The sequence below is a fragment of the Bacillus sp. TCT6 genome, from assembly GCF_056033845.1.
This window is the reverse complement of the sequence record NZ_JBVYHX010000001.1, coordinates 4,416,658-4,440,076: the sequence shown is the minus strand read 5'-3', so window position 1 is coordinate 4,440,076 and position 23,419 is coordinate 4,416,658. Positions and strand designations below refer to the sequence as shown.

General features: G+C 34.4%; 23 protein-coding genes, 1 pseudogene and 3 riboswitches. Of the genes and pseudogenes, 15 read left to right on the top strand and 9 right to left on the bottom strand.

From position 1 onward, the window contains the following. Positions 1–6: 6 nt before the first annotated feature. Together AC0ONG_RS22740 and ytzI are read right to left on the bottom strand one after the other, a co-directional pair. Positions 7–237 carry a DUF3953 domain-containing protein gene (locus tag AC0ONG_RS22740; RefSeq protein ID WP_000944462.1) on the bottom strand — a complete coding sequence of 77 codons (231 nt, stop codon included), beginning with the start codon at positions 235–237 and terminating at the stop codon, positions 7–9. 1 nt (position 238) lies between these two features. Next, positions 239–388: a YtzI protein gene (ytzI, locus tag AC0ONG_RS22735; RefSeq protein ID WP_000472793.1), complete on the bottom strand. Its 150-nt coding sequence runs from the start codon at positions 386–388 to the stop codon at positions 239–241. Positions 389–471: 83 nt separating this feature from the next. On the opposite strand from ytzI, the gene AC0ONG_RS22730 reads away from it, so the two are divergent. The 3 genes from AC0ONG_RS22730 (at position 472) to AC0ONG_RS22720 (ending at position 2,003) form a co-directional block, all read left to right on the top strand. Then, the gene (locus AC0ONG_RS22730; protein ID WP_000448411.1) at positions 472–789 is read left to right on the top strand and encodes a hypothetical protein; all 318 of its coding nucleotides are present in this window, start codon (positions 472–474) and stop codon (positions 787–789) included. A gap of 84 nt (positions 790–873) precedes the next feature. Beyond that, entirely contained in the window at positions 874–1,353 is a 480-nt protein-coding gene (mutTA, locus tag AC0ONG_RS22725) for an antimutator 8-oxo-(dGTP/GTP)ase (RefSeq protein ID WP_000276385.1), read from the top strand. A gap of 113 nt (positions 1,354–1,466) precedes the next feature. Then, positions 1,467–2,003, top strand: a complete 537-nt coding sequence (locus tag AC0ONG_RS22720) for a DUF3267 domain-containing protein (protein ID WP_000361285.1) — start codon at positions 1,467–1,469, stop codon at positions 2,001–2,003. A gap of 85 nt (positions 2,004–2,088) precedes the next feature. Here AC0ONG_RS22720 and AC0ONG_RS22715 read toward each other — a convergent pair whose 3' ends face one another. After that, positions 2,089–2,760 (bottom strand): HAD family hydrolase, encoded by a 672-nt coding sequence (locus tag AC0ONG_RS22715; protein WP_000617246.1) that lies wholly within the window; start codon positions 2,758–2,760, stop codon positions 2,089–2,091. A gap of 92 nt (positions 2,761–2,852) precedes the next feature. Here AC0ONG_RS22715 and AC0ONG_RS22710 point away from each other — a divergent pair, with 92 nt between their 5' ends. Together AC0ONG_RS22710 and AC0ONG_RS22705 are read left to right on the top strand one after the other, a co-directional pair. After that, positions 2,853–3,965, top strand: a complete 1,113-nt coding sequence (locus AC0ONG_RS22710) for a recombinase family protein (protein ID WP_474204155.1) — start codon at positions 2,853–2,855, stop codon at positions 3,963–3,965. 227 nt (positions 3,966–4,192) lie between these two features. Continuing rightward, on the top strand, positions 4,193–4,420 hold the full coding sequence (locus tag AC0ONG_RS22705; RefSeq protein WP_000849113.1) for a hypothetical protein: 228 nt from the start codon (positions 4,193–4,195) through the stop codon (positions 4,418–4,420). A gap of 34 nt (positions 4,421–4,454) precedes the next feature. Here the strand turns inward: AC0ONG_RS22705 and AC0ONG_RS22700 are convergent, their stop codons facing one another. The 3 genes from AC0ONG_RS22700 to AC0ONG_RS22690 are packed head-to-tail and all read right to left on the bottom strand — an operon-like array spanning position 4,455 to position 7,037. Further along, positions 4,455–5,261, bottom strand: coding sequence for an ABC transporter permease (locus AC0ONG_RS22700; RefSeq protein WP_000368777.1), 807 nt, complete (start codon positions 5,259–5,261; stop codon positions 4,455–4,457). After that, on the bottom strand, positions 5,254–6,018 hold the full coding sequence (locus AC0ONG_RS22695) for an ABC transporter ATP-binding protein (RefSeq protein WP_000009025.1): 765 nt from the start codon (positions 6,016–6,018) through the stop codon (positions 5,254–5,256). The genes AC0ONG_RS22700 and AC0ONG_RS22695 overlap by 8 nt, the downstream gene beginning before the upstream one ends. A gap of 11 nt (positions 6,019–6,029) precedes the next feature. Then, complete coding sequence (locus AC0ONG_RS22690; RefSeq protein ID WP_000733138.1) at positions 6,030–7,037, bottom strand: ABC transporter substrate-binding protein; 1,008 nt, start codon at positions 7,035–7,037, stop codon at positions 6,030–6,032. Between the two features lie 120 nt (positions 7,038–7,157). Here AC0ONG_RS22690 and AC0ONG_RS22685 point away from each other — a divergent pair, with 120 nt between their 5' ends. The 3 genes from AC0ONG_RS22685 (at position 7,158) to AC0ONG_RS22675 (ending at position 10,143) form a co-directional block, all read left to right on the top strand. Beyond that, on the top strand, positions 7,158–7,454 hold the full coding sequence (locus AC0ONG_RS22685; protein ID WP_000455582.1) for a DUF3986 family protein: 297 nt from the start codon (positions 7,158–7,160) through the stop codon (positions 7,452–7,454). A 10-nt stretch (positions 7,455–7,464) separates the two neighbouring features. Further along, entirely contained in the window at positions 7,465–7,695 is a 231-nt protein-coding gene (locus AC0ONG_RS22680; RefSeq protein WP_000578981.1) for a hypothetical protein, read from the top strand. Between the two features lie 381 nt (positions 7,696–8,076). Continuing rightward, complete coding sequence (locus tag AC0ONG_RS22675) at positions 8,077–10,143, top strand: LTA synthase family protein (RefSeq protein WP_000873641.1); 2,067 nt, start codon at positions 8,077–8,079, stop codon at positions 10,141–10,143. Positions 10,144–10,356: 213 nt separating this feature from the next. On the opposite strand, the gene AC0ONG_RS22670 is transcribed toward AC0ONG_RS22675, so the two are convergent. Both AC0ONG_RS22670 and AC0ONG_RS22665 read right to left on the bottom strand, forming a co-directional pair. Beyond that, positions 10,357–11,166, bottom strand: coding sequence for an alpha/beta fold hydrolase (locus AC0ONG_RS22670; RefSeq protein ID WP_000498274.1), 810 nt, complete (start codon positions 11,164–11,166; stop codon positions 10,357–10,359). A gap of 15 nt (positions 11,167–11,181) precedes the next feature. After that, positions 11,182–13,212 (bottom strand): catalase, encoded by a 2,031-nt coding sequence (locus AC0ONG_RS22665; protein WP_000348754.1) that lies wholly within the window; start codon positions 13,210–13,212, stop codon positions 11,182–11,184. A gap of 181 nt (positions 13,213–13,393) precedes the next feature. On the opposite strand from AC0ONG_RS22665, the gene AC0ONG_RS22660 reads away from it, so the two are divergent. From AC0ONG_RS22660 to AC0ONG_RS22630, 7 genes and pseudogenes are all read left to right on the top strand, one after another. Continuing rightward, positions 13,394–14,647 carry an ATP-binding protein gene (locus AC0ONG_RS22660; RefSeq protein WP_000664882.1) on the top strand — a complete coding sequence of 418 codons (1,254 nt, stop codon included), beginning with the start codon at positions 13,394–13,396 and terminating at the stop codon, positions 14,645–14,647. Continuing rightward, the gene (locus tag AC0ONG_RS22655; RefSeq protein ID WP_001032631.1) at positions 14,644–15,864 is read left to right on the top strand and encodes an ATP-binding protein; all 1,221 of its coding nucleotides are present in this window, start codon (positions 14,644–14,646) and stop codon (positions 15,862–15,864) included. The genes AC0ONG_RS22660 and AC0ONG_RS22655 overlap by 4 nt, the downstream gene beginning before the upstream one ends. 266 nt (positions 15,865–16,130) lie before the next feature. Next, a riboswitch (cyclic di-GMP riboswitch) is annotated at positions 16,131–16,219 on the top strand. A gap of 69 nt (positions 16,220–16,288) precedes the next feature. Then, positions 16,289–16,377: riboswitch (cyclic di-GMP riboswitch) on the top strand. Between the two features lie 67 nt (positions 16,378–16,444). Beyond that, positions 16,445–16,533, top strand: a riboswitch (cyclic di-GMP riboswitch). A 152-nt stretch (positions 16,534–16,685) separates the two neighbouring features. Further along, the gene (locus tag AC0ONG_RS22650; RefSeq protein WP_474204147.1) at positions 16,686–19,271 is read left to right on the top strand and encodes a WxL domain-containing protein; all 2,586 of its coding nucleotides are present in this window, start codon (positions 16,686–16,688) and stop codon (positions 19,269–19,271) included. 39 nt (positions 19,272–19,310) lie between these two features. Further along, positions 19,311–19,618, top strand: a pseudogene (locus AC0ONG_RS22645) (cell wall anchor protein). 36 nt (positions 19,619–19,654) lie between these two features. Next, a complete protein-coding gene (locus AC0ONG_RS22640) occupies positions 19,655–20,383 on the top strand; it encodes a WxL domain-containing protein (protein WP_420973697.1) in 729 nt (242 codons plus the stop codon). Positions 20,384–20,450: 67 nt separating this feature from the next. Further along, positions 20,451–21,176, top strand: a complete 726-nt coding sequence (locus tag AC0ONG_RS22635; RefSeq protein ID WP_000761506.1) for a WxL domain-containing protein — start codon at positions 20,451–20,453, stop codon at positions 21,174–21,176. A gap of 109 nt (positions 21,177–21,285) precedes the next feature. Further along, positions 21,286–22,302, top strand: a complete 1,017-nt coding sequence (locus AC0ONG_RS22630) for a WxLIP family cell surface protein (protein WP_074790621.1) — start codon at positions 21,286–21,288, stop codon at positions 22,300–22,302. A gap of 139 nt (positions 22,303–22,441) precedes the next feature. On the opposite strand, the gene AC0ONG_RS22625 is transcribed toward AC0ONG_RS22630, so the two are convergent. Continuing rightward, complete coding sequence (locus AC0ONG_RS22625) at positions 22,442–23,299, bottom strand: collagen-like domain-containing protein (RefSeq protein ID WP_074790622.1); 858 nt, start codon at positions 23,297–23,299, stop codon at positions 22,442–22,444. Positions 23,300–23,419 lie beyond the last annotated feature (120 nt).

Here is a 23,419-nt window from a genome sequence, read left to right as displayed (position 1 = left end):
CTCCTTTTATTTTATATAGCTAATGATGAGAACAATCCAAATGAAAGCACCGGAAATAATACAAATAAGCCCAGTTGCTGCCTCCTTTTTCTTTATTTGTTCAAATGCGATGAGAAACATTAAAGCCCCTAATAGAAATTGTGAAAGAGGTAGAAAATTATTTTGACCTGTATATAATCCAATTGCCGACATAACGAACACAGTGAGTGCGATTGTGATGCGGAGTATACGAAGCATATTAGGAATTCTCCTTATTCTTTTTTGTATAAGGATTATCTTCTAGTTTATCGACGTAATGTTTATAAGCATAGCCTTTATTAATTGTCATGATGGAGAGTACGAGGATGATTAGGACGATGATAATACCGATAATTAATATTTTGAACATAAAACCCCTCCTTTTCTTTATTTTACATAATTTTGTAATTGATGAAAACAATAGAAAATAAAAGGATGAAAGAAGGGTGTTACATGGAAACGAAAAAAACATATTATATATCAATAGGAAATGGTCAAATTTCACAAGTGAAGACGGCGGATACGTATAATTTTGAAATTTATGCAAATGATGAGGAAATTACGGAATTAAGAGAGCACTTCGATCAAGCATATGTAGAAGATTTAGGTTCATTTGTACGCTCCCACGTTCCATTTGTTGAGTATCATCACGATTCAAATAATGACCGATATGATGAACAACTACAAAAAGCATATAAAATGATTTACGATTTAGGAAATCATGAGACGAAAGAATTAGTCGCGCAAATGGGAATAATCAATGGATTGTAATTGGATAATATTATGCAGAAAAGCGAGAATATGCTACAATTTGTGGTAGGAAAAACTTGTAACCATCAATAGGGGAGTAATGGCATGTACAAATTTAAAGATTATTACCACAACACTGTACAATTATCGTTTGAACGTTATCCATTTTCTCCTGAGCCAAAGCATGTTTGGGTTGTATGCCGGTACGGGGATCAATGGTTATTAACACATCATTTACGTCGTGGTCTTGAATTTCCAGGTGGTAAAGTAGAACTAGGGGAAACACCGGAAGAAGCGGCAGTTCGAGAGGTTCATGAAGAAACTGGCGGCATAGTTTCTGATTTAACTTACTTAGGACAATATAAAGTATCTGGAAAAGACAAAATAATCATTAAAAACATTTATTTTGCAACAATTAGTGCGGTAGAAGAACATACGCATTACGAAGAAACGAAAGGGTCTGTTTTATTAAAAGACATTCCTGACAACATTAAAACGAACAGAAAATTTAGCTTTATAATGCGCGATGACGTATTAGCGCGTACGATGAAACATATAGAAGAAATCGGCTGTTTTACGAAGTAAAGTAGCCGGTTTCTTTTTTTGTATGTAATAATAAATGTAAATGTATCTTTATTTTATTTTTGGGTATATTATACAATTTTGAAAAGATATACTTACATTTTAGGAGGGGGAAGATGGATAAAAGAAAAGAAACGACTGTTACTGTTTCGATGGTTAAATTAAACTTTTCTTTATTTTTTATAATAATTGCTTTGTCGTTTGGAATAGGTTATTTGCATATATTTCTTTCAGGTGGGGTCCAAGTTGAAGTTACATTATTAACGATGTTTCTGTTTATTATTGCAATGATTGTTCTCGTCTGTATTCATGAAGCGATACATTTAATAGGATTTCGCTATATCGGAGGTATTCCGTGGAGTGAACTAAAATGGGGCGTTAATTGGAAATTAGGTGTTGCATATGCTCATTCTAAACAGGCGGTTACAGTAAAGCAAATGAAGAAAGTGTTAATGCTTCCGTTTTTACCAACTGGAATTTTGCCAATTGTATTGGGATTAGCTATGAATCTGGAGCCACTCTCATTTTTAGGAATTCTACTAACAGCAGGTTGTATCGGTGACATTGCCTTATATCAAAAAGTTTCAAAGTTTCCAGATGATGCGCTAGTAAAAGATCATCCGAGTAAACCACAGTTTACAGTATATGAATAAAGAAAGAGGAGGCGTTTTTGAGCAACGGCCTCCTCTTATTATGGTCACTTTTTGTTGGTAAATCGCTGATATAATTTATTTGCTATTATTGTATTTTTATCTCTACCTCTAAAAATGAAAGAACCTCTAATAAATCATCTACGATACGTGAATGCTTAAAATCACCCCAAAATGAATCTTTTTTCCAAACACCAAGAATCCCTACTTGTTCAGAACCAAGCACATCGTTTTCTGGATGATCTCCAACATAAAGACATTCTTCTGCCTTAACATCTAGTCTTTGCAAAGCACGTTCGAAAATTTCAGGGTGAGGTTTTTTAATTCCTTCAGTTTCTGAAACGAGAATGGTGTTTGTATACGTATGTATATGTAGTGCTCGAAGGTTGCTCATCTGAAATTCAGTAAAACCATTTGTGATAATACCAATTTTAATGTTTCGCTGTTTTAACTGTTGAAGTAGTTCATGCGTGTTTTTGAAAGAAATACAATGATGTTGGAAGTTTGTAATATAGTCGTGTAGCAGTTGCTCTTGCGTTAAAGTAGTAATGTTGTATTCGGAAAGGAGAGTAGCATACACTTTATCCTTCCACGTATAGCCATTATTATCAAGTTCAAGAAATCGAGAACAATACTCGGATTTTTCTATGCCCATCAAATGTGAGGCGAAGCGATTATATTGGTCACAAATAAATTGTTCTAAAGATTGGCGCCGATCTAATAGTGTGCCATCTAAGTCGAATAAGATTGCACGAATCATGGGAAACCTCCTTGCAGTTTTTATAATTAATTATCGCATATTCACAAAAAAATGATTATGATATTTTGTAGAATGGAATAATGGGGGATTGTATGAAGAAACTGTATGGCAAGTTAATGTGTTGTATGATAGCAAGCAGTTTAGTTGCAGGATGCGATAGTGCTATTGAGGTTACGAAAGAAAAAGAAATTTGTAAAACAGAAGAAGAGTGCACGCAAATAGGAGATAAAACATTACAAAAAGTATATAAAAAGATAGAGGGACTTTCAGAACTTGAAAAAGTAGAGGATTATGACATAGAAGAGTATGAAAGTATGAATATGAAAGAGGCGGAACAGAAAAAAGAAGAGGATGACAATTATTTCTTTTTAGCTTCTTATTATATCGATGATGATGAAATTGTAGATCCTTATTTTGAGAAATTGGATCGTAAGAGATTGAATAAAGCTTTTGCAGATGACGAAGTAGCAAAAGATGATTTGTTAAGCCAGCGGCAAGATAGAGAGTATCATGAAACTTTATGGGACATGTATCGCACTCTCATTCCAGTGAAATATCGTGAGAATATAACAGGGTTTGATCTAATAACGGATGGTTATGATGGCGTTGTTGCTCATGTCATGCCAAGTATGGATGACCCGAGAGATTGGTTGCTTAGTTTAGACGTGCTCGATTCTGGGGTGAATATAGATGAAGTGATGAAAACATTAATTCATGAAACGGCTCACGTATTAACGATTGGGCATAAACAAGTACCAGTGGATAGGAAATATTTAGAGGCGTTTGATGAAGAGAAAGACATTTCATCATATCGAAATAAATGTAAAACGGTGTTCTTGAAAAATGGATGTGCGAGAAAAACTTCGTATATTAACCAATTTTATAATGAATTTTGGAAACCAATTGAACAAGAGTGGACAGAAAAGAAAGTAGAAGAAAGTGAAGAGGCACAAATTAAATTTTATAAAGAAAAGCATGATGAGTTTGTATCGCTGTATGGAACAACAAATGTAACGGAAGATATCGCAGATACATTTACAGCGTTCATTTTACAAGATTCAAAAAAAGTGAAAGAAGGAACAGAGTTAAAATATAAGAAAATTGCTTTCTTCCATCAGTTCCCTGAGCTTGTAAAAATGAGAGCGGAAATGCTGTCAGGATTATATGATGTTTCGAAAACGATAGAACAACAAGGTGGAGACTAATGTGAGTTATGCGTTCGATATAGTTTCGTTAAAGTAAAGCGTGAAGAATTTTTAATTCTTTACGTTTTTTCATGTTGATAAAATTGAAAATTCTGTATTTTTATCGAAAAGAAGAAGGAACTGGCGGTATAAAATAGAATTAGTATAAAAATGTCACAATTTAGACACAATTATAATGCGCGTGTTGTAGGGGCTATAAGTTTACTCTCGAGGAGGTAATGAAACGTATGAAAACGATTCTTGCTGTTGCTGGTCTCATTTGGGTAATGTCTCACGGTTTTCCGATTTTTGAAGGGGAGCAAATTCGTAGTGCTTTGAATGAAAAGTTTAATGATTATCATGTGATAGATCGAAAAGATAATGTCGTTACAGTACGTGTGAAAGAATGTTTCCATACAGTTACGGTTGCGGATGGAAACATTACAAATGAAACGAAAATGTGTGATAAAAGGTAAAAGAAAGAAGCTGACTATAGCGCACTGTTTTGAGTCAGCTTCTTTTTCTTTTTCCAATTAGAATTTTTTCAAATGCCTCGACAAATACATACATAAGAGTTGCGAGAACACATGTGAGTAGTACGCTAAGTAAGACGAGTGTGAAGTTAAAGACTTGGAATCCGTAGCTAATTAAGTAGCCAAGTCCTTGTTTGGAAACGAGAAGTTCTCCGAAAATAACACCGACCCAGGATAAACCAACGTTTACTTTTAACGTTGAGATAATTGCTGGAAAGGATGCAGGGAGAACGACTTGCTTATAACATTGCCATTTATTTGCGCCAAATGTGTCCATCACTTTTATATAGTTAGAATCGACTTCTTGAAACGCACTGTAAATAACGAGAATGGTAATGATGATGGAAATGATTACTCCCATTGCGATAGAAGATGAAATGTTTGGACCGAAAATAACGATGATGATTGGACCGAGTGCAACTTTTGGCATTGCATTTAGGACGACGAGATAAGGATCAAGTACGCGGGCTAGAAGTGGCATCCACCAAAGAAACGTTGCAATAATAGCACCAAGTACTGTTCCGAGAATGAAGCCTACTCCCGTTTCCAGCAATGTCGTCCATATGTGGACCCAAAGTGAACCGTCGATCCATTTCGTTAAGAAGAGATCCCAAATACTTGAAGGAGAGCTAAAGAGTAAAGGATCAATCCATTCTCTTTTGCTAGATATTTCCCATAGTGCAAAGAAAAGAATAAGTAGTAAAAGTTGTAGAGAGCGAGCAATCCAAGCACGCCTACGTTCTTTCTTTCGAAATTGTTCATGTAGTTGTTTTATATTATCCAAGTCGTTCCAGCTCCTTCCATATATCTTGAAAGAGGGCTGGGAAATCGTAGTGATGGCGTGCTTCTAACGGTGATAAAGAACGGATACTTTCCGGGACGATAAAGGTTTTTGCGATTTTCCCAGGATTCGCTTGCAGTAAATAAATACGATCACTCATCGCGATCGCTTCTTCAATATCGTGAGTAACAAGTAGTGATGTTTTCTTATATTTATTTAGCAAGTTGAAAACGAGTTCTTCTAGTTTTAATTTCGTTTGATAATCGAGTGCGGAGAATGGTTCATCTAGTAATAAAATTTTTGGATCAGTCGCTAATGTTCGAACGAGAGCGGCACGTTGACGCATACCGCCGGATAGTTCACGAGGATATTGTCCTTCTACCCCATGTAGACCGACTTGTTTTAAAAGATTTAAAGTATGTTCTTTCATCTGTTCATCATAAATCTTTCGAATATGAAGTCCAAGCATAATATTTTCTTCAATCGTTTTCCAAGGGAATAAGTAATCTTGTTGCAACATATATCCCATAGATGAAGTTTTCGTTGTAATCGGTTCACCATCTAAAAAGACGATACCGTCAATTGGATCAAGTAGCCCAGCAATGATTGAGAGGAGTGTTGTTTTACCACAACCACTTGGACCGAGTATAGAAATAAATTCGCCTTCTTCCACTTGTAAGCTCATATCTTCGAGAATAAGTTTGGCATTCTCTTTTGCAAAAAAGCAGTGAGAAACGTTACGTATTTGTAAAAAACTCATACACTTCGCCTCTATTTCTTAATAACGCTTTCGGCAATTTTTGTATTGACGAGCGCTTCATGTGGAACTTCTTTTTGTAATTCGCCAGCGTCTTTCATAATAGTTTGGAGCTGTTTCCATTCTTCCGCATCTAGTAGTGGATTTGTCGCATAAGAATGCTGTTTTTTATACCGTTCAATTACTTGTATTGTTATGTCTTTTGAAGTGTCTTTAAATAGCGGAGAAACAGCATCAGCAATCTCTTCTGGGCTATGTGTATCAACCCATTGCTGTGCTTTATAGAGCGCACGTGTGAACTTTTCAGCAGCAGCTTTATCTTTCTTTAAGAAACTTTCTTTTGCCATGAACGTTGTATAAGGAACAGTACCAGATTCATTTCCGAATGAAGCGACGATATAACCTTTACCTTCTTTCTCAAGTATACTTGCAGTCGGTTCAAAGAGCTGCACAAACTCTCCAGTACCAGATGCGAAGGCATTTGCAATATTAGCAAACTCGATATTTTGAATTAAGTTTGTATCTTTATGAGGATCAATGCCATTTTTCTTTAAAACGTATTCCCCAACCATTTGCGGCATGCCGCCTTTACGCTGTCCTAAAAATGTAACACCTTTTACGTCATTCCAATTAAAAGAGTCTAGTTTTTTACGTGAAACTAAAAATGTCCCATCTGTTTGTGTAAGCTGTGCAAAGTTAATGATAGGGTCTTTCGCTCCTTGTTGATGAACGTAAATAGACGTTTCAGAACCGACGAGAGCAATATCAATTCCGCCAGATAATAGGGCGGTCATCGTTTTATCGCCACCGGCTGTTGTTTGTAGGTCAATATCTAGTCCTTCATCTTTAAAAAATCCTTTTTCAATCCCGACATATAACGGGGCGTAGAAGAGAGAATGGGTAACTTCGCCGACACGAATGTTTTGAGTTTGTTCTTTCGTACCTTCTTTTTTATTACTACAAGCAGCAAAAGTAAAAACAGCTAGTAACATGATGCAAAAAATCGCGATTAATTTTTTCACTATATAACACCTCCTAGAAGTCACTCTACAAGCATGATATGTAGGTAAGTGCCTATATGTGAGTGTAGATAGCAGGAATTTTTTGGATGGTAAAGAAGTACAAATATAAGGGGTGATAAAATGGAGTACGAATACGATGATAGCGTACATTTACATCTTGATTATTTTGGGACAGAATGTGACATGGGATCGATTGCTTATAAGAGGAAGAATGAAGACGTATGGGATGTGTATTTTAATTTTGGAGTATACGGTATTCAGAAAGACGATGTAGAGTTAGGGAGGTTTATGGACGAATATGCTGGTCATTACGTTTTTTCTGTACATGCTCGCGATCTTAGTTGGGAATTTGGAAGTGCCCAGTTTGAAGAGTGGGTTTTGAAAAATCGGATAGTAGAAAAAACGCTACAAAAATAGGAGGAATTTTGTGATTGGATTTCTCATCTTATTATTTATTTTTGTGGCCGGATTTTTTATCATGCAAATGCTTATTTACCGATTTGCCAAGAAAAACATTCATAAATATACGAAAATAAAATGGTTTCATATGTGGCTACATATGAATATGAAAAAAGGTCCGAGATTAGATTTTTTTGATTTTGTAGTTATAGTACTCGTATGTATCGTATGGAAAATATGGCTGCTTCCTTTTATATAATACACATGCTAATCATTTTCTCTTTTATCATAAAATAACGAAAAGAACCTGTCTTGTGGCAGGTTCTTTTCGTTATATTAATAGTTGTTAAAAACGTGCAACGCCTTTTTATTAATTCTTTCGTATTTTCATGTGAAATCTTGGATAGCATTAAGGATTTCTAAAAAATAGTTATTATATCATAAAGTGGAATGCTGAAATTAAGCTTTTCAAGAATGAGTAATTTGTATGCCACAATTTAACTATTGATTAAGGAAGTATTAAGGAAATATATTTATAGTAGAAGCAAGTTTGCAGACGAAATATAGGATATATGTTATTTTAATACAAATAGTTTTTTTGATGCGGGGTGAAATTAATACATAGAAAAGAGGGAATGAATTGAAGTATGGTTCTACACTTTTTCATCTTCCGAAAAGAAGTATATTAATTTCTAGCATTATAAGTAGTATGGTGACTTTATTAGTAATAACTATGCTGTTTATGATTTTAAAGGTTTTTAATTTAGACATGATGAAAGATCATTTAAATCAAAAGCTTGTTTTAAGTGTTATGATGATTTTCATATGGGGCATAACATTTTATATTACGCATTTCAATAAAAAAGAGATGTCTATACCTAGGGTATCCCTGCGAGTGCATTTTATATTATTTTTGCTAGCTCATGCAGTAGCATTATTTTATATTGTAATGCAAGTTAATATGAGTTTCATAGAGACAATGAATTGGATTTACATTTATAATATGCAGTTTATATTAAGTTTTGTAGTAATTTATGCAATATATATTCTTGTATATAATTTAATAGGTAAGGTTTTTCTAAGTATGGTTTTATCTAGCTGTACGTTAGTCATTTTAGGTATTGTGAATTATTTGAAGCTTATTTTCAGAGGGGATCCGTTATATCCTTCTGATTTCACACAAATTACGCATATGCAATCTGTTATACCGATGGTGATGGACTATTTTAGCTGGAGTTATATTTTAATCATTATTGTAAGTATCGTAGCTTGTATTGTAGCAGGGATATATATGAGAAGGTATATTCAAAATGTAAAGATTCATCTAGGAATAAGAGCCTTATTAGTAGTAGGATCTATTTTTGTTCTATATGCGTACGGTAATTTTGCGAATACATTTATGAATAAAGTATTTAAAAAATCAGGTGTAGATTTTGTTTTGTGGAATCAAAATGAGAACTATGCTTCAAATGGTTTTGTACTGGGGTTTATTAGCAATTTAGATACAACAGTTATGGAAAAACCAAAAAATTATTCTAAAGAAAATATGCTTCAAATAGCAAACGATATAAAAAAACAATATAGTGGAAATATAGGGAACGAAAAGAAAAAAGAGAAACCGAATATTATTTTTGTAATGAGTGAATCGTTTTGGGATCCGACGAAAGTAACCAACCTTTCTTTTAGTGAAGATCCTGTACCAAATTTACATCATTATATAGAAAACTTTCCTGGTGGACAAACTATTTCTCCTACATTTGGGGGAAATACGGCGAACGTTGAATTTGAGGCATTAACGAGTTATTCAATGAGTTTGTTAAAGCCAGGTTCTATACCATATCAGCAGGTTATTACAAATAAGAAAGAAATTCCATCAATCCCGACGGCTTTGAAAAAAGAAGGCTATTACACAAGTGCAATTCATTCATTTGGACGCACATTCTTTAAACGTGATGATGTATATAAGGTGTTAGGATTTGATAAGTTTAATGCAGAGGACACGATGGAAAATGTGGATATTGATGGAGATTATATTAGTGATTTAGCGATGAGTGAAGAGATAATTGCTGAGTTAGAGAAACAAAAACAACCTACATTTATTCATGCAGTTACGATGCAAAATCATTTTCCATTTACAGAGGGCCGATTTGGTGAAAATCTAATAGAAATTAGCGGGCTAGAAAATGAAGAATCAAAGGGAGAATTAGAGACGTATACAGAAGGGTTAAGACGTTCAGATGAGGCTCTTCAATATTTAATAGAGCAACTAGATAATTTAGATAGACCTACATTATTAGTATTCTTTGGAGATCACCTTCCATCATTAGGAACAAATAAATCTTTTTATAAAGAAAATGGGTATATAACGAATGAAAAAACACCGAGTGAACGTTTAGCAATGGCGCAAACGCCGCTATTAATGTATGCAAACTTTGATATGCCAAATGATAATTTAGGTTTAGTAAGCCCAATTCATTTTTCTAATCTTATTTTTGATTATGCAGGGTTAAATAAATCCTCATTTTATCAATTTTTATCGGGACTTTACAAGGAAATACCAGTGCTTAGAGATGAATTAAAAGTTGATAAAAATGGGGAAGTAATCAATGATTTAACAAAGAAACAAAAAGAAATGTTAGAGCAATATAAAATGCTTCAATATGATTTACTCGTTGGAAATCAATATAGCAAAGAAATCCTCTTTTAATAAAAGAAACAAAAAGAACTTGTATAACGATACAAGTTCTTTTTTCATAGTATTTAACGGGGTAACCAGACAAGCTGGGTTTAGGGAGTATTACTTGTACATTTAGTATATATGAAAATGTAATCGTTTTATTTGTATATTTGTGAGAAATGTGTGAATTTTATGTTTTGTAAAAAATCGATTATGTTAACTTTCAATCTTGTATTGCAGTTGTTATGCATGTAAAAATTTTATCAGTTCTTTATTTAATTCATCCGCTTGATCGATTGGTGAACCATGGCCACTATTTGTAAGAGCATGTAACTGAGAATTTTTAATTCGTTGTTGCGTAAGCTCAGCACTTTTGTAAGGAATTAGTTGGTCGTGAACGCCGTGGAAGATTTTTGTTGGGACGTTAATTTTATTTAAATCTTTCGTTACATCTTCATTTGCAGCTGCTTGTAAAATTTTGATAAGGGCATAAGAAGCGGACTGCATACCGAGATAAGAAAACCATTCAAGGGTTGCAGCTCCTAAGTTTCTATTGAAAAAGGATAAAGATACATCATTTAAAAATTTTGGTAAATTAGCATACATTTGATTAATGAGAGCATCTGCTTGTTCTTTCGGTACACCGTAAGGGGACTCTTGATTTTTAACGAAAGAGGGGGAGACAGCGTCAATTAATGCGAGCTTAGAAATGCGGCGCCCATTATAGCGAGACATATAGCGAATAGAAAGAGCACCACCAACTGAGAAACCGACTAATGTAGCGTTCTCTACTTCGAGTGCTTCTAGAACAATTGCGATATCATCGGCTAATCGATCATACGTGTAACCAGTCCATGGCTTATCAGATTGCCCATTCCCTCGTATATCCATGGCGATACAGCGAAAGCCATGCTCTGGTAAAACATTGAGTTGATATTGATACATTTGATGATTTAAAGGCCATCCGTGAACGAAGAAAACAGTCTTACTACCTGGACCAGGATTAACGTCTTGCACAAAAATATGCACATCTTTCTCGACAGTAACAAACATAAATGTCCCCCTATTTTATGAATATGCTCTATCCCAAAAGCGTTGTTTTGTCATAGCTTTAATAAATTCATTTGCTAGTCGCGTAGGGTCTTGTTCTATTAAAACACCAGGCTTTCCTTCTATATTTAAAGATTGAATAATAGAAGAGCCGTTTTGGAAGGAGCCAATCGGCTTAAAGTGATTATATGATTCTACGACAAAGGAACTTGCTTTGTTAAGAAAATGATCATCCATCTTTCCGCCGATAAGAAGTAATCCATCATAAAGGAGTGGTGAGCCTGTTAAGAAAGTATCATTTACTTCCCAATGTCCATTTGACGTCCCCTGCACTATGCCTAATCGTTCGGAAACGATCACTGGTTGAAGACCTACTTGTTTGAACTGATTTATTATATATTGTGCGCTTGGCCCATCATATCCATTTGCAACAATGACACCTACTCGTAATGTATTAGGACTAAAGGTCGTATTTGCCATACTGAGTGCTGGAGATGATTTTGTAACGTTGGATTCTTGCACATTTGGGACTTTTGCTCCGAGAGCTTCTGCAACTAAAGTAGCCAATTCTGTACTAATATGTCCAATCATATCAACGACTTGTTGGCGGACAGATTTACTTTTGACTTTTCCTAATTCAAAGGAGAAAGCTTGTATAATATGGATTTTTTCGACGTGACTCATACTATTCCAAAATAAACGAGCTTGAGAGAAGTGGTCTTTGAAGCTAGCAGCAGTTTCCCTTGTTTTATGACCAGATACAGTAGAAGGATATGTAACGAACCCCCCCTTTGTCCCAGGTACAGTATAAGGAGAATTATTTGCTAAGGAATTGTTATGGTAGGCAACGTTTCCTTTGTCGATTATATATTTAGATGCACCATCTCTTTGATTGTTATGAAATGGGCATATTGGACGGTTAATCGGTAGTTCTTGATAATTTGTACCAACGCGTGCTAATTGTGTGTCTGTATAAGAAAAGAGTCTACCTTGTAAGAGAGGGTCATTGGTAAAGTCAATACCACGAATGATACTTCCAGGGTGTAGTGCCACTTGTTCAGTTTCAGCGAATACATTATCTACATTGCGATTTAAGGTCATTTTCCCAATGATTTTAACGGGAAAATCTTCTTCAGGCCAAATTTTCGTTGCATCTAATATATCGAAGCCGTATTTAAATTCGTCCTCTTCTTCTAAAATTTGAATGCCAAGTTCGTACTCAGGATAGTTTCCAGCATTAATATTTTCCCACAAATCACGGCGATGGTAATCTGGATCAGCACCACCTAGTTTTTGTGCTTCATCCCAAATTAACGAATGAACGCCGAGCTTTGGCTTCCAGTGGAATTTCACGAATCGTGACTTTCCATTTTTATTAACGAAACGAAATGTATGAACGCCAAATCCTTGCATCATTCGAAAGCTTCTTGGAATTGTACGATCGGACATAATCCACATCATCATTGCAGCTGATTCTTGATTATTGGCGATGAAGTCCCAAAAAGTATCATGTGCTGTTTGTCCCTGTGGAATTTCATTATGCGGCTCTGGTTTAAGGGCGTGAATAAGATCAGGGAATTTAATGCCATCTTGAATAAAGAAAATGGGAATATTGTTTCCTACTAAATCAAAATTTCCTTCTTCTGTATAAAATTTAACGGCGAATCCTCTTACATCTCGATTCGTTTCATTTGCTCCTTTTGATCCAGCTACTTCAGAGAAACGAATGAAAAGCGGTGTTTTTTTTGAAGGGTCTTGTAGAAAATGGGCCATTGTTAGCTCTTCTAAAGATTCATATAACTCAAAAATGCCATGTGCTCCGTATCCTCGTGCGTGAACGACTCGTTCTGGAATTCGTTCACGGTCAAAGTGAGAAAGTTTTTCTCGCATAAGGAAATCTTCTAGAAGGGTAGGGCCACGATCTCCAGCTGTTAAAGAGTTTTCATCATTTGAAATTTTAACACCTGTATTTGTTGTCATCTCCTTTCCTTCATTTTCACGCGTGAAAGATTGGAGTTGTTCTATCTTTTTATTTTTTTTGCCGTCCATAAAAACACCTCCCATAATATACGTATTATTGTTTATGGTTTTTATGCTTGTATATAGCATGAAGATGTTGCATCGTTGGGATGATTTTCCTCAAATTTGCGATTTATCTTTGTTTGTCTATGAAAATCATTTATTATAATAAATGGTATTCTTCGAGATATTATTTTGAAGGGGTGTTGAAGTGAAAGAAAGTTTTCTATCATATAAAGAAGAAGAAAGGAATGCAAAAATCCTTTTATGGGTGTTATATGTTATTGTTATTGTATATCAAATTTTCTATGCAATTGTATTAGACAATAAATCAATAATGGATAAGGGATACAACATAGTATGGCAAGTTATTTGCGGAGTAGCAATACTGTGCGTGAATATATATTTAATGAAAAAAGAGAAGGCAAACCTTGTTAAATATGCATGGATATTTGCATACATAGGGATAGAAATCGCTAATATATTTTCGTATATTTTTTATAATAAGGCGGCGTTTGATGCGACAAATATAATAGAAATTATTCTCATTTTCTTTGTACCCATATTTTTAAATAAAAAATTTTATGTAATCTTACTTTCTTCTATTGTAGGAAAATATTTAATTTATTTATTTGTATTAGAGGAAATAAAAGCATTTATGTTCCTTATTATGTGTACACTTATGTTAATAGCTGCATATATCATTTTAAACCGATTTTTACAATATCTTTCAGCTGTAAAGGAAAGTATTGCGATTGCTAGTGAATCACAAAAATTAGCAGTAATCGGAAAAATGGCAGCGACGGTTGGACATGAAATTAAAAATCCACTCGCTTCATTAAAAGGATTTACGCAATTACAAAGAGAGAAGCATGAAGAGGATCCTGTTTATAAACGTATGATCTTTGAAATAGAAAATATGAATAATATGATAAGTGAGTTGATGGAAGTTGCTACATGCAAGCCTTCTATTTATAAGAAACATGATCTGGGAAAAATTGTATTACAAGCAACAACAACTCTTCGCGAAAAAATGAATGAATTAAATGTGCAGCTTATTTCTAATGTGGGAGAACAAACAATAGAAGTTGAATGTGATGAACGAAGAATAAGAGGAGTCTTTCTATATACGATAAAAAATGCTTTAGAAGCAATGGAGCAAGGTGGCATATTACATTTACGGTTAGAAAATAAAGGGAAAGAGTATGTGATGATCAGCTTAATTGATAATGGTCATGGTATTAAGCAAGAAAACTTAGCCCGTGTTACAGAGGCCTTTTATACAACGAAACAAGATAAAATTGGTCTGGGTCTTACAGTAGCGAATCGAATTGTCGCCGAGCACCTTGGTGAGTTACATATTTCAAGTGAAAGAAATACTGGAACGAGAATAGACATTATTCTGCCAAGGAAGTGTGGAAATACTGAAATTCAAGTGGAAGAAAAGCTAGGAGTTACCATATGAATAAAGGCTATATATTTAAAAATGAAGAAATAAAGGCGTTGAAAGTATTTTTAAGTTTATTTTTTATTATATTTTTTGTGTATGATCTTGCCTATGAATTTATCGTACCTTTGATCGCGGGAGAGCAAGAAGGCGTAGGAAAGTTTGAAGATGGTTTAGGTTTATGGCTTTACTTTTTGATGGTAGTATTGTTTTGCATTGGAATATACTTTATGAAATGGAAGAATGTTTTTGCGGTAAAGTATATTATTCTAATTGGCTATAATGTATTAGATTGTATCCACAACATTATGATTTATTATGGTAGCGATGCGGAATTTGACGGTGGAAATATAGTAGAAGTATTTTTTATTTTGTTTGCACCAATCTTTGTGAATAAAAGATATTTCTGGTTAGTTCCAGCGATACTTGTCGGGAAGTACGCTTTTACAGGAATCATTATTCAATCTTCTCTCGTTTTAATCCCAATGGCATTATATAGTGTATTTACTATTATATGTTGGATTATATTTTTGAGGGTTCAGTCTTACGTTCGTACGCTTGAGATGATGGACAAAGAAATAAAACAAACAGAAAAACTAGCAGCTGTTGGAAAGATGGCAACGGTTATTGGTTATAAGATTAGAAGACCTTTAGCAAACTTAAAAAAACTTGTGAATAAACAAGCAGACAAGCATCCAGAGGATAAAATTTATAGTGATATTATGAAACAAGAAGTAGATCGGATTCATATAATTGCTACAGAACTTAGTGGATTTGAGAAATCTAAATCACTAGAATCAGAAACTCATAACATACAAGAAATTATCTCTTATGTTATTCGAGTTATGGAAAAGCCTGCTTTAAAACAAGGAGTCCACATACAAGGTATTTACAGTAAAGACTTACCATCAATTACATGTGATGAAAAACGATTAAAACAGGTCTTTTTTAATTTAATTAAAAATGCAATTGAAGCAATGTCAGTTGGCGGAACAATTACGATTAAAGTTACTGTAAAAGAAGGAATCATCGTTCAAGTGAAAGATGAGGGATGCGGCATTCCGAAAGATAAAATTCCAAAGTTAAACGAAGCCTTTTATACAACGAAAGAAACAGGAACTGGTCTAGGTTTAGTAGTTACAGAAAAAATTATTAAAGATCACAACGGTAAAATGAGTTTTGAAAGTGAAGTTGGGGTTGGAACGACGGTTGAGGTTATGTTACCACTGCATTAACTACAAAAAACATCACTTATTTGGAAGTGATGTTTTTTTATTTTATCCCGCTATTTGCCGGGCAGCCCGATTGGTGAGGGCTGATTAAAGTTTCACTTTATCTATAAAGAATGTATGATGTGTTTTTAATATCAAAATGTTTTTTGAAAGTTTTCATTATGGATTTTCCGGGGGGAATTTAGACTATAAAAATTAATTATTTTTTTCTGAAAAAACTATTTTCTTTTTTGGGTTTTAATGGTATATTCAAAACACGATAAATAAATTCCTATATTTGGCACACTATTCGAAAGGATAGGTCGCAAAGCTAAGAGTCTAAAGTAATGAAAATTACTATGACAGTCTGGTTGCAGTTTGGATTTTCACACATAGTTGTATGTATGAAAATCGAAGAGGCAACTGGACTTTTTGTTTTCTTAAAAAAAAAATAAATGGGCACACTGTTCGAAAGAATAGGTCGCAAAGCTAAGAGTCTAAGGTAATAAAAATTACTATGATAGTCTGGTTGCAGTTTGGATTTTCACACATAGTTGTGTGTATGAAAATCGAAGAGGCAACTGGACTTTTTGTTGTCTCAAAAAAAATAAATAGGCACACTGTTCGAAAGGATAGGTCGCAAAGCTAAGAGTCTAAGGTAATGAAAATTACTATGATAGTCTGGTTGCAGTTTGGATTTTCACACATGTTGTGATATATGAAAATCGAAAAGGCAACCAGGCTTTTTATTTTTTCAGAATACACATTATGATTGTAAATTTAGTCGATTAATACATTTAATGTTCGGAATATTCGGTGCATAAAAAGCGAGGGAGGGAAGTACATTGCAAAATCAAATAGGGAAATTTGGGCGTATACTTCTCGCTGGAGGAATATTATTTACACAAGTTGGTGTGCTAGACTACTCTGCAACGAAAGTTTATGCGGTTACAAATGACGAGCAAGGACGTTTTATCGTTCATATGGATAAACAAGAAATAAAAGTTGATGAAAATGTAGTATTAAAGATTACAAATACAAATAAACAAGATGCTAATATCGAGCTGAAATTATCTAATGAGCAGCTCTTTAATGAAGAAGAAACGAAAAAAATGAATGAAAATAATAAAGCGATTCAAAACATTTCAGTAACAGAAGATCACATTGTAAAAATTGAAAAGAATGAACAAAGTAATTTTATCGGTGACGTATATGTAGTCATTCAAATGAAAAAAGCTGGAGAGTACAAATTTGAACCGATAGTGAAGTTTGAAGGGAATGAAAAGAAAATTGAATCTCCTTCTCTACATGTTGTAGAGAAAAAAGAGGCTTTAAATGTAGCTATTTCTGATGAAAATCCAAAGGCTTCAGAGGAAGTTGTGAAAAAAGAAAAAAATGAAAAAGTAAAAGTATCGGAAGAAAATAAAAAACAAGAAATAAAGCCTACTAATGCTGAAGTTCCAAAAGAAACGAATACTTTAGAGAAAGAAAAGGTTAATGAAGAACTCGTATCAAAGGAAAATGAATTAAAAGAGAGCAATAAGGTAAACGAAAATAATCAGGAATTACCTGCTATTCAAGCTGAGAAGGTATTAAAGAGCCAATCTCTACTAGCTGCTAGTCCTGTTACAAGTATTCTTAGATATCCAAATGTAAAGGTAATAAATAATAGAACAGGTGAAGGGCCTTCTATCCCGGGTAAATATGCTTTTAGATTTGTTTGGAGCCCACAAGTAACATATGAGGTAAAGGGTAGTAGCAATGACAGAACTGGTCAAAGTCAATATACATTTAGAAATTCAAATAGAGAACAGTACGTATTAGTAAAAAAAGCTGGTGAATATCAAGGGAAATGGATTGATGTCCGTATTAATATTCACTCTATGACAGCTTCATCTGTAGATGTTAAAACACCAATAACTAAAGGTGATGCAAAAAACTTTTTACAATTATATGGGAACGGAAGGTCAGGACAAACTTATAATGCTTCCTTTGAATTTTATGAACACGGAACAAGTAAAAAAGTACCATTAACGGCAATGTGGAATTTCAAAAGGATAAATAGTTATAAAAATGTAACGTTACGTAATGATGGTAGTCATTTAACGAATTTATACGTGTATGATACGAGTTCAATTAGGTATCAAGACAAAGGGAATAATAAAATAGAGTTTTCTGGAACAGCAGGCCCAGTAGCTACTCCAGAAGCAGATATGACAATTACATTTGATAATTTAACAGAATTACCGCTAGAAGTTAGATTAAATGCTTCAGGTGTTAATGTATCATACGACCAATTAGCGATTGCACAAATTGAAATTCCAGCTCCAAGTGTAATAGGAGATATCGTGGAAGATAATTCCCGTCAACTTTCTTATAAGGTATATCAAAATATGCCTGCTCAATCGAAAGATATTCACTATGCGAAATCTTTTGTATTAGAAAGTGAAGTGAATAAGGATTTTACTGTGAATGATGTTTCCATTCAAGATGTGGAAAGTGGAGATGATGTAAGTAGCTTCTTTGATATTAGCAGGAAAAACAATAAGGTCACTGCGGTTGCGAAAGCAAATGCGCTAAAAACAGAAGAATTCAACGGGAAAATTTACGAGATGACAATTACAGGTTCTCCTGTAAAAGGTGCTGATGTAATGAAATATTATAAAGATGGTTATCTTGAAATACCGGTGTCAGCTAAAAACTATTTAGATGACGATAAGAATGGGCAAGATAGTAATCGAGATGGAATCGCAAAAATAAGGTATAAAGGTATTCCGACTGGGAAACCAGTCCCACAAAAAGTAGTGCAAGGAACAGATTTAACAAAAATGGATATTTCTAAATTTGTGACAGATTTATCTGTAGATACGAATTTGGATGTAGATAAACCAATATCAGTAATGAAGTTAATCAATATTCCGGATACAAAAACAATAGGGAATCATACTGTAACGGTTGTAATTGAAACGAAGCAAGGTGTACAAGCGGAGATTCAAGTACCGGTTACTGTCGTTGATGGGGCTTTAAAGTTAGTAGACGTACCAAAAGAAATTACCTTTGGAGATGTAACAATTCCATCGAAAACAACGACATACACACCGAAGGCGATTTCAAATTCTTTAAAGGTAACCGATAATCGTGTTAAAAAGCAAAAATGGAGTGTATATGTAAAGGAAATTACACCATTAACTTCAGCGCAAAATGACACATTGACGGGAGCATTGATTTACAAACGAAATGGAAAGGATACACCTTTAAGTAATTCTAGTATAGAAGCATTCTCGTATACTTCTAAAAACGACGAGGAGGTTTCATTAAATTGGAAGGAAAACGAGGGAATTCATTTACAAGTAAAACCAGGGCCGAATGTCAAAGCAAATACAAAATATGCTGGACAGCTAGAATGGACATTAACCGATGCTCCTCTCTAAAAATATATGAAATATATAAATTTTAGAAAGGAGAGAGTAATGAAAAAAATAGTTGGTATTATCGTTTCCACAGTTATATGTGTGCCGTTTCTTATGGCAAATGTAGTAACGGCTACAAGTACGAATTCAAAAGCGGGTATTACATTTTCGAATAGCTATACACCAAATACATCAACTGATCCGACAAAGATAAATACAAAAAAAGAGACAGTTGATAAAAATAAAAATGGAGATAAATATTTACCGAAAACAGGAGGCCAGACACGGGACTTCAAACAATATATAGGATTGTTTTATCTCTATATGTATTCAAAAGAATTAGGGGAAAGCAAGTGTATTCAAAATAAAAAATAGATGAAAACAGAGAAAAGGGGAAGGTACATATGAAACTAGTAAAATTAGCATTAATCGGTGCAGTATCATTAACATCAGTTGCAGCAGTAGGAACTTCAGCATTTGCGGAAGAGAAAGCAAATATGAAATCAAAAACCGATGTAACGTTTATTGAAGATACAAGCACAACAGATCCAAACAATCCAGAAAATCCAAATGAAAAAGTTACACCAGAGAACCCTGATGACCATGAAAAAGGAACAAAAGGTCCATTAAGTATTAACTACGTTTCTAACTTACACTTCGGCGAGCAAGTTATCTCTGGTAATGATCAAACGTACTTTGCAAAATTGGATAAAGTGAAACAAGGGAGCAAAACAGTTGAAGTACCTAACTTCGTATCTGTAACAGATAACCGTGGTACAAATGCAGGATGGAAATTGAAAGTAAAGCAAAATGCACAATTTAAAAGTGGTAATAGTGAGTTAACAAATGCAGCTTTAAGCTTAAGTAACCCAGCTGTAAATTCTGTAACTGATGCACAATATGCACCTACAACATTTAAAAATAAAGTAACGCTAGCTCCAGGTGGAGATGCGGTGGAAATTACTACTGCCGCAAAGAATAAAGGTATGGGTGATTGGACGACTGCATTTGGTAAAGGAACAGAACAAGGTAAACAGAGTGTGAGCTTATTCGTACCAGGTACGACGGCGAAAGAAAAAGGTGCGAAATATTCAGCTGAGTTAACTTGGACTTTAGAAGATACACCAAACTAAGCTTATACAAGATTGAAAATTAAGAATGACTAAATTTTAAAAAATGATTATAAAGGGGTATAAAACTATGAAACTAGCAAAAATAGCATTAATTGGAGCGGTAACATTATCATCAGTATCAGTAGGGACGTCTGCATTTGCAGCTGAGAAAGATGGCGGGAAATTAGACTCAAAAGCATTCATTAAATTCGAGAAAAATACAGATAAAATTGATGTTGTTAATCCAGAGAATCCAGATGAAACTGTAGATCCAGTTGATCCAGATAAAAAAGGTACAGATGGTCCACTAAGTATTGATTATGTATCTAACTTCAACTTTAAAACACAAAAAGCATCAGGGAATAACGAAATCTACTTTGCAGAATTAGATAAAGTAAAGAAAAAAGTAGACGGTTCTGTAATTGACGTGCCGAACTACGTTCAAGTAACAGATAATCGTGGTACAAATGCTGGATGGCATTTAACAGTAAAACAAAATGGTCAATTCAAAACTGCAGATGATAAAGCGTTGGATGGTGCAGCATTAACATTAAAAAATTCAGCTTTGAAATCAAACGCAGGTAGCGACGCACCAACAGCAGAACAATCTATCACATTAAATCCAAGTGGTGCAGCATCTGATTTAATCGATGCAAAAGAAAACCAAGGTATGGGTACATGGGTAAATACGTTTGGTAAAGATGCAACAGAAGCGAAACAAAGCGTAGAGTTATCTGTACCAGGTAAAACGAAAAAAGAACAAACACAATACACAACTTCACTAACTTGGGAACTAACAGACGCTCCTATGTAAGTAAGAGGAATTTTAAGATAAAAGAGGAAAATGAGAAGAGATAAGGGAATGGCTTTAACCTTATCTCTTTCTTGTCTATAAAATGGATATGAAGGGGACTACATAAGAGATGGTAAAAAAACTATTTACTAGCTTACTATTAATTACATTCTTCATGGTAAACGCTTTTTCAGTATATGCGGCTGAAATGAAATTCGCTGTGACAGCAGTTATACCAGAAAATCAAATTGATAAAAATCAAACGTATTTTGATTTGAAAATGCAACCTGGACAAAAGCAAATAATTCAAGTCCAAATGAAAAATGATACGAATAAAGAAGTTGTGGTAGAATCGTTTGCTAATACAGCAATTACGAATAGCAATGGTATTACAGATTATAGTACAGTAGAACCAAAAACGGATTCTACTTTGAAATATCCGTTTTCTAAAATTGCTAAAATGCCAAAAGAAACGAAAGTCCCAGCTAACAGCATAGTGACAGTTGATATAAACTTGGAAATGCCAAGTGAGTCGTTTGATGGTGTTATTTTAGGTGGTTTATACTTTAAAGAAAAAGAAGATGAGAATGCAAAGAAAAAAGATGAAGGTGTGCAAATTGAAAATAAATATGCATACGCAATTGGCGTTGTTTTAAAAGAGACGGATGCTGAAGTAAAACCAGACATGAAATTAAACGAAGTAAAGCCAACACAAATTAACGGGCGTAACGTTGTTACTGCAAATTTACAAAACGTAAAGCCAGCAATGTTAAAAAATTTAAGTGTTGATGCAAAGGTATATAAAGAAAAAGGTACAGACGTTTTATTTGAAGCGAAAAAAGAAAATTTAAGAATGGCGCCAAACTCAAACTTTGATTACGCTATTAGCTGGGAAAACAAAGCGTTTGATCCAGGAATGTACCGAGTAGAAGTGAAAGCCACTGATGGCGATCAAAAGTGGGAATGGACGAAGAAATTTACAATTGAAGGAAAGACAGCCGATAAGTTAAATGATACAGCGGTAGAAGCGAAAAAAGACTACACGCTATATTACATTATCGGCGGAGTACTACTGGTAATTATATTATTAGTTCTTGTGTTCTTCTTAGGTAGACGTTCTAAAAAAGAGGACGATAACGAAAAATAATATATTGATAGTGTAAAAAGAAAATAATGGATGTTTTACTATGAAAAATATATAATGGCTTTGTCTGTTATTTGTTGTAGTTCATTTATATTTCTATTTGTTGACCCGAATCTCGGGTCTTTTTTTATGGAATGAATTGCTATATATCAGTAATGAGAAAAATAGAATATACAGCACTTGCAGTAATTCCAGGGGTAATATAAAGGGATATAGCATCTCCTCTTGCAACTGGGTTTCCAGTTGTAATGCTAGTCCAAGTTACATTAGCGGGACCTACTGCCGGAGAAGGATTAAATACTTGAATTTGTCCTGCTCCGCTATCCGTTGGTTTAATGGAAAATACCATAGTTCCGGTAATTTTGTCAGTAGTAGTTAAGGTAATAGTAGATAGGATGTAGCTAGAAGAAGGGGTTGTGAGATTTGTTGGGACATTTCTGCAAATATTAATCGTATAAATAGCAGCAGGTAAATTATTTATATTTATAGACGCAGAAAATCCGACAATACTACCGGCTCCAGCAGTGACATATGGAATAACATTGGAGTCAATTCCAGGAGAACCCGCTATACGTTGAAAACCAGCATTTGTTCCTTGAAAAACAATACTTTTTGCTGAAGCACTACCGGCAGATCCCATGGGTCCGGTGTTCCCCGTAGGTCCGGTACTACCGGTAGGTCCACTTTCTACTAATATGATATAATCCGGAGATACATTTGGAAATCCTTGAGGTGCATCCTTTTTTACAACATAGCCACTGCCCGTATAAGTGACAACTTGTCCTTTTTTATAGTTGGGGGCCGCTGCTAGACTGAAGGTGGTAGTACTTTGGAAACCAGCTCCGGAAGGTCCAGCACTACCAGTAGGTCCGGTAGCCCCAGTAGGCCCGGAAGGTCCAGTACTTCCGGTAGCCCCGGTGCTACCAGTGGGCCCAGTGTTTCCGTTAGAACCACCACTATTGCGTCTGCCATCGCAACTAAAACAATTACGTTGATACATGTACGTTCTCCTTTCTATATTTTGAAAATCTAGTTTTAAAAATAGAACTACTATATGTATATTACGGATTCTATATTTTTGTGTGGCTGATCGTATTTTGTGTCTAGATTTCAAAAATAG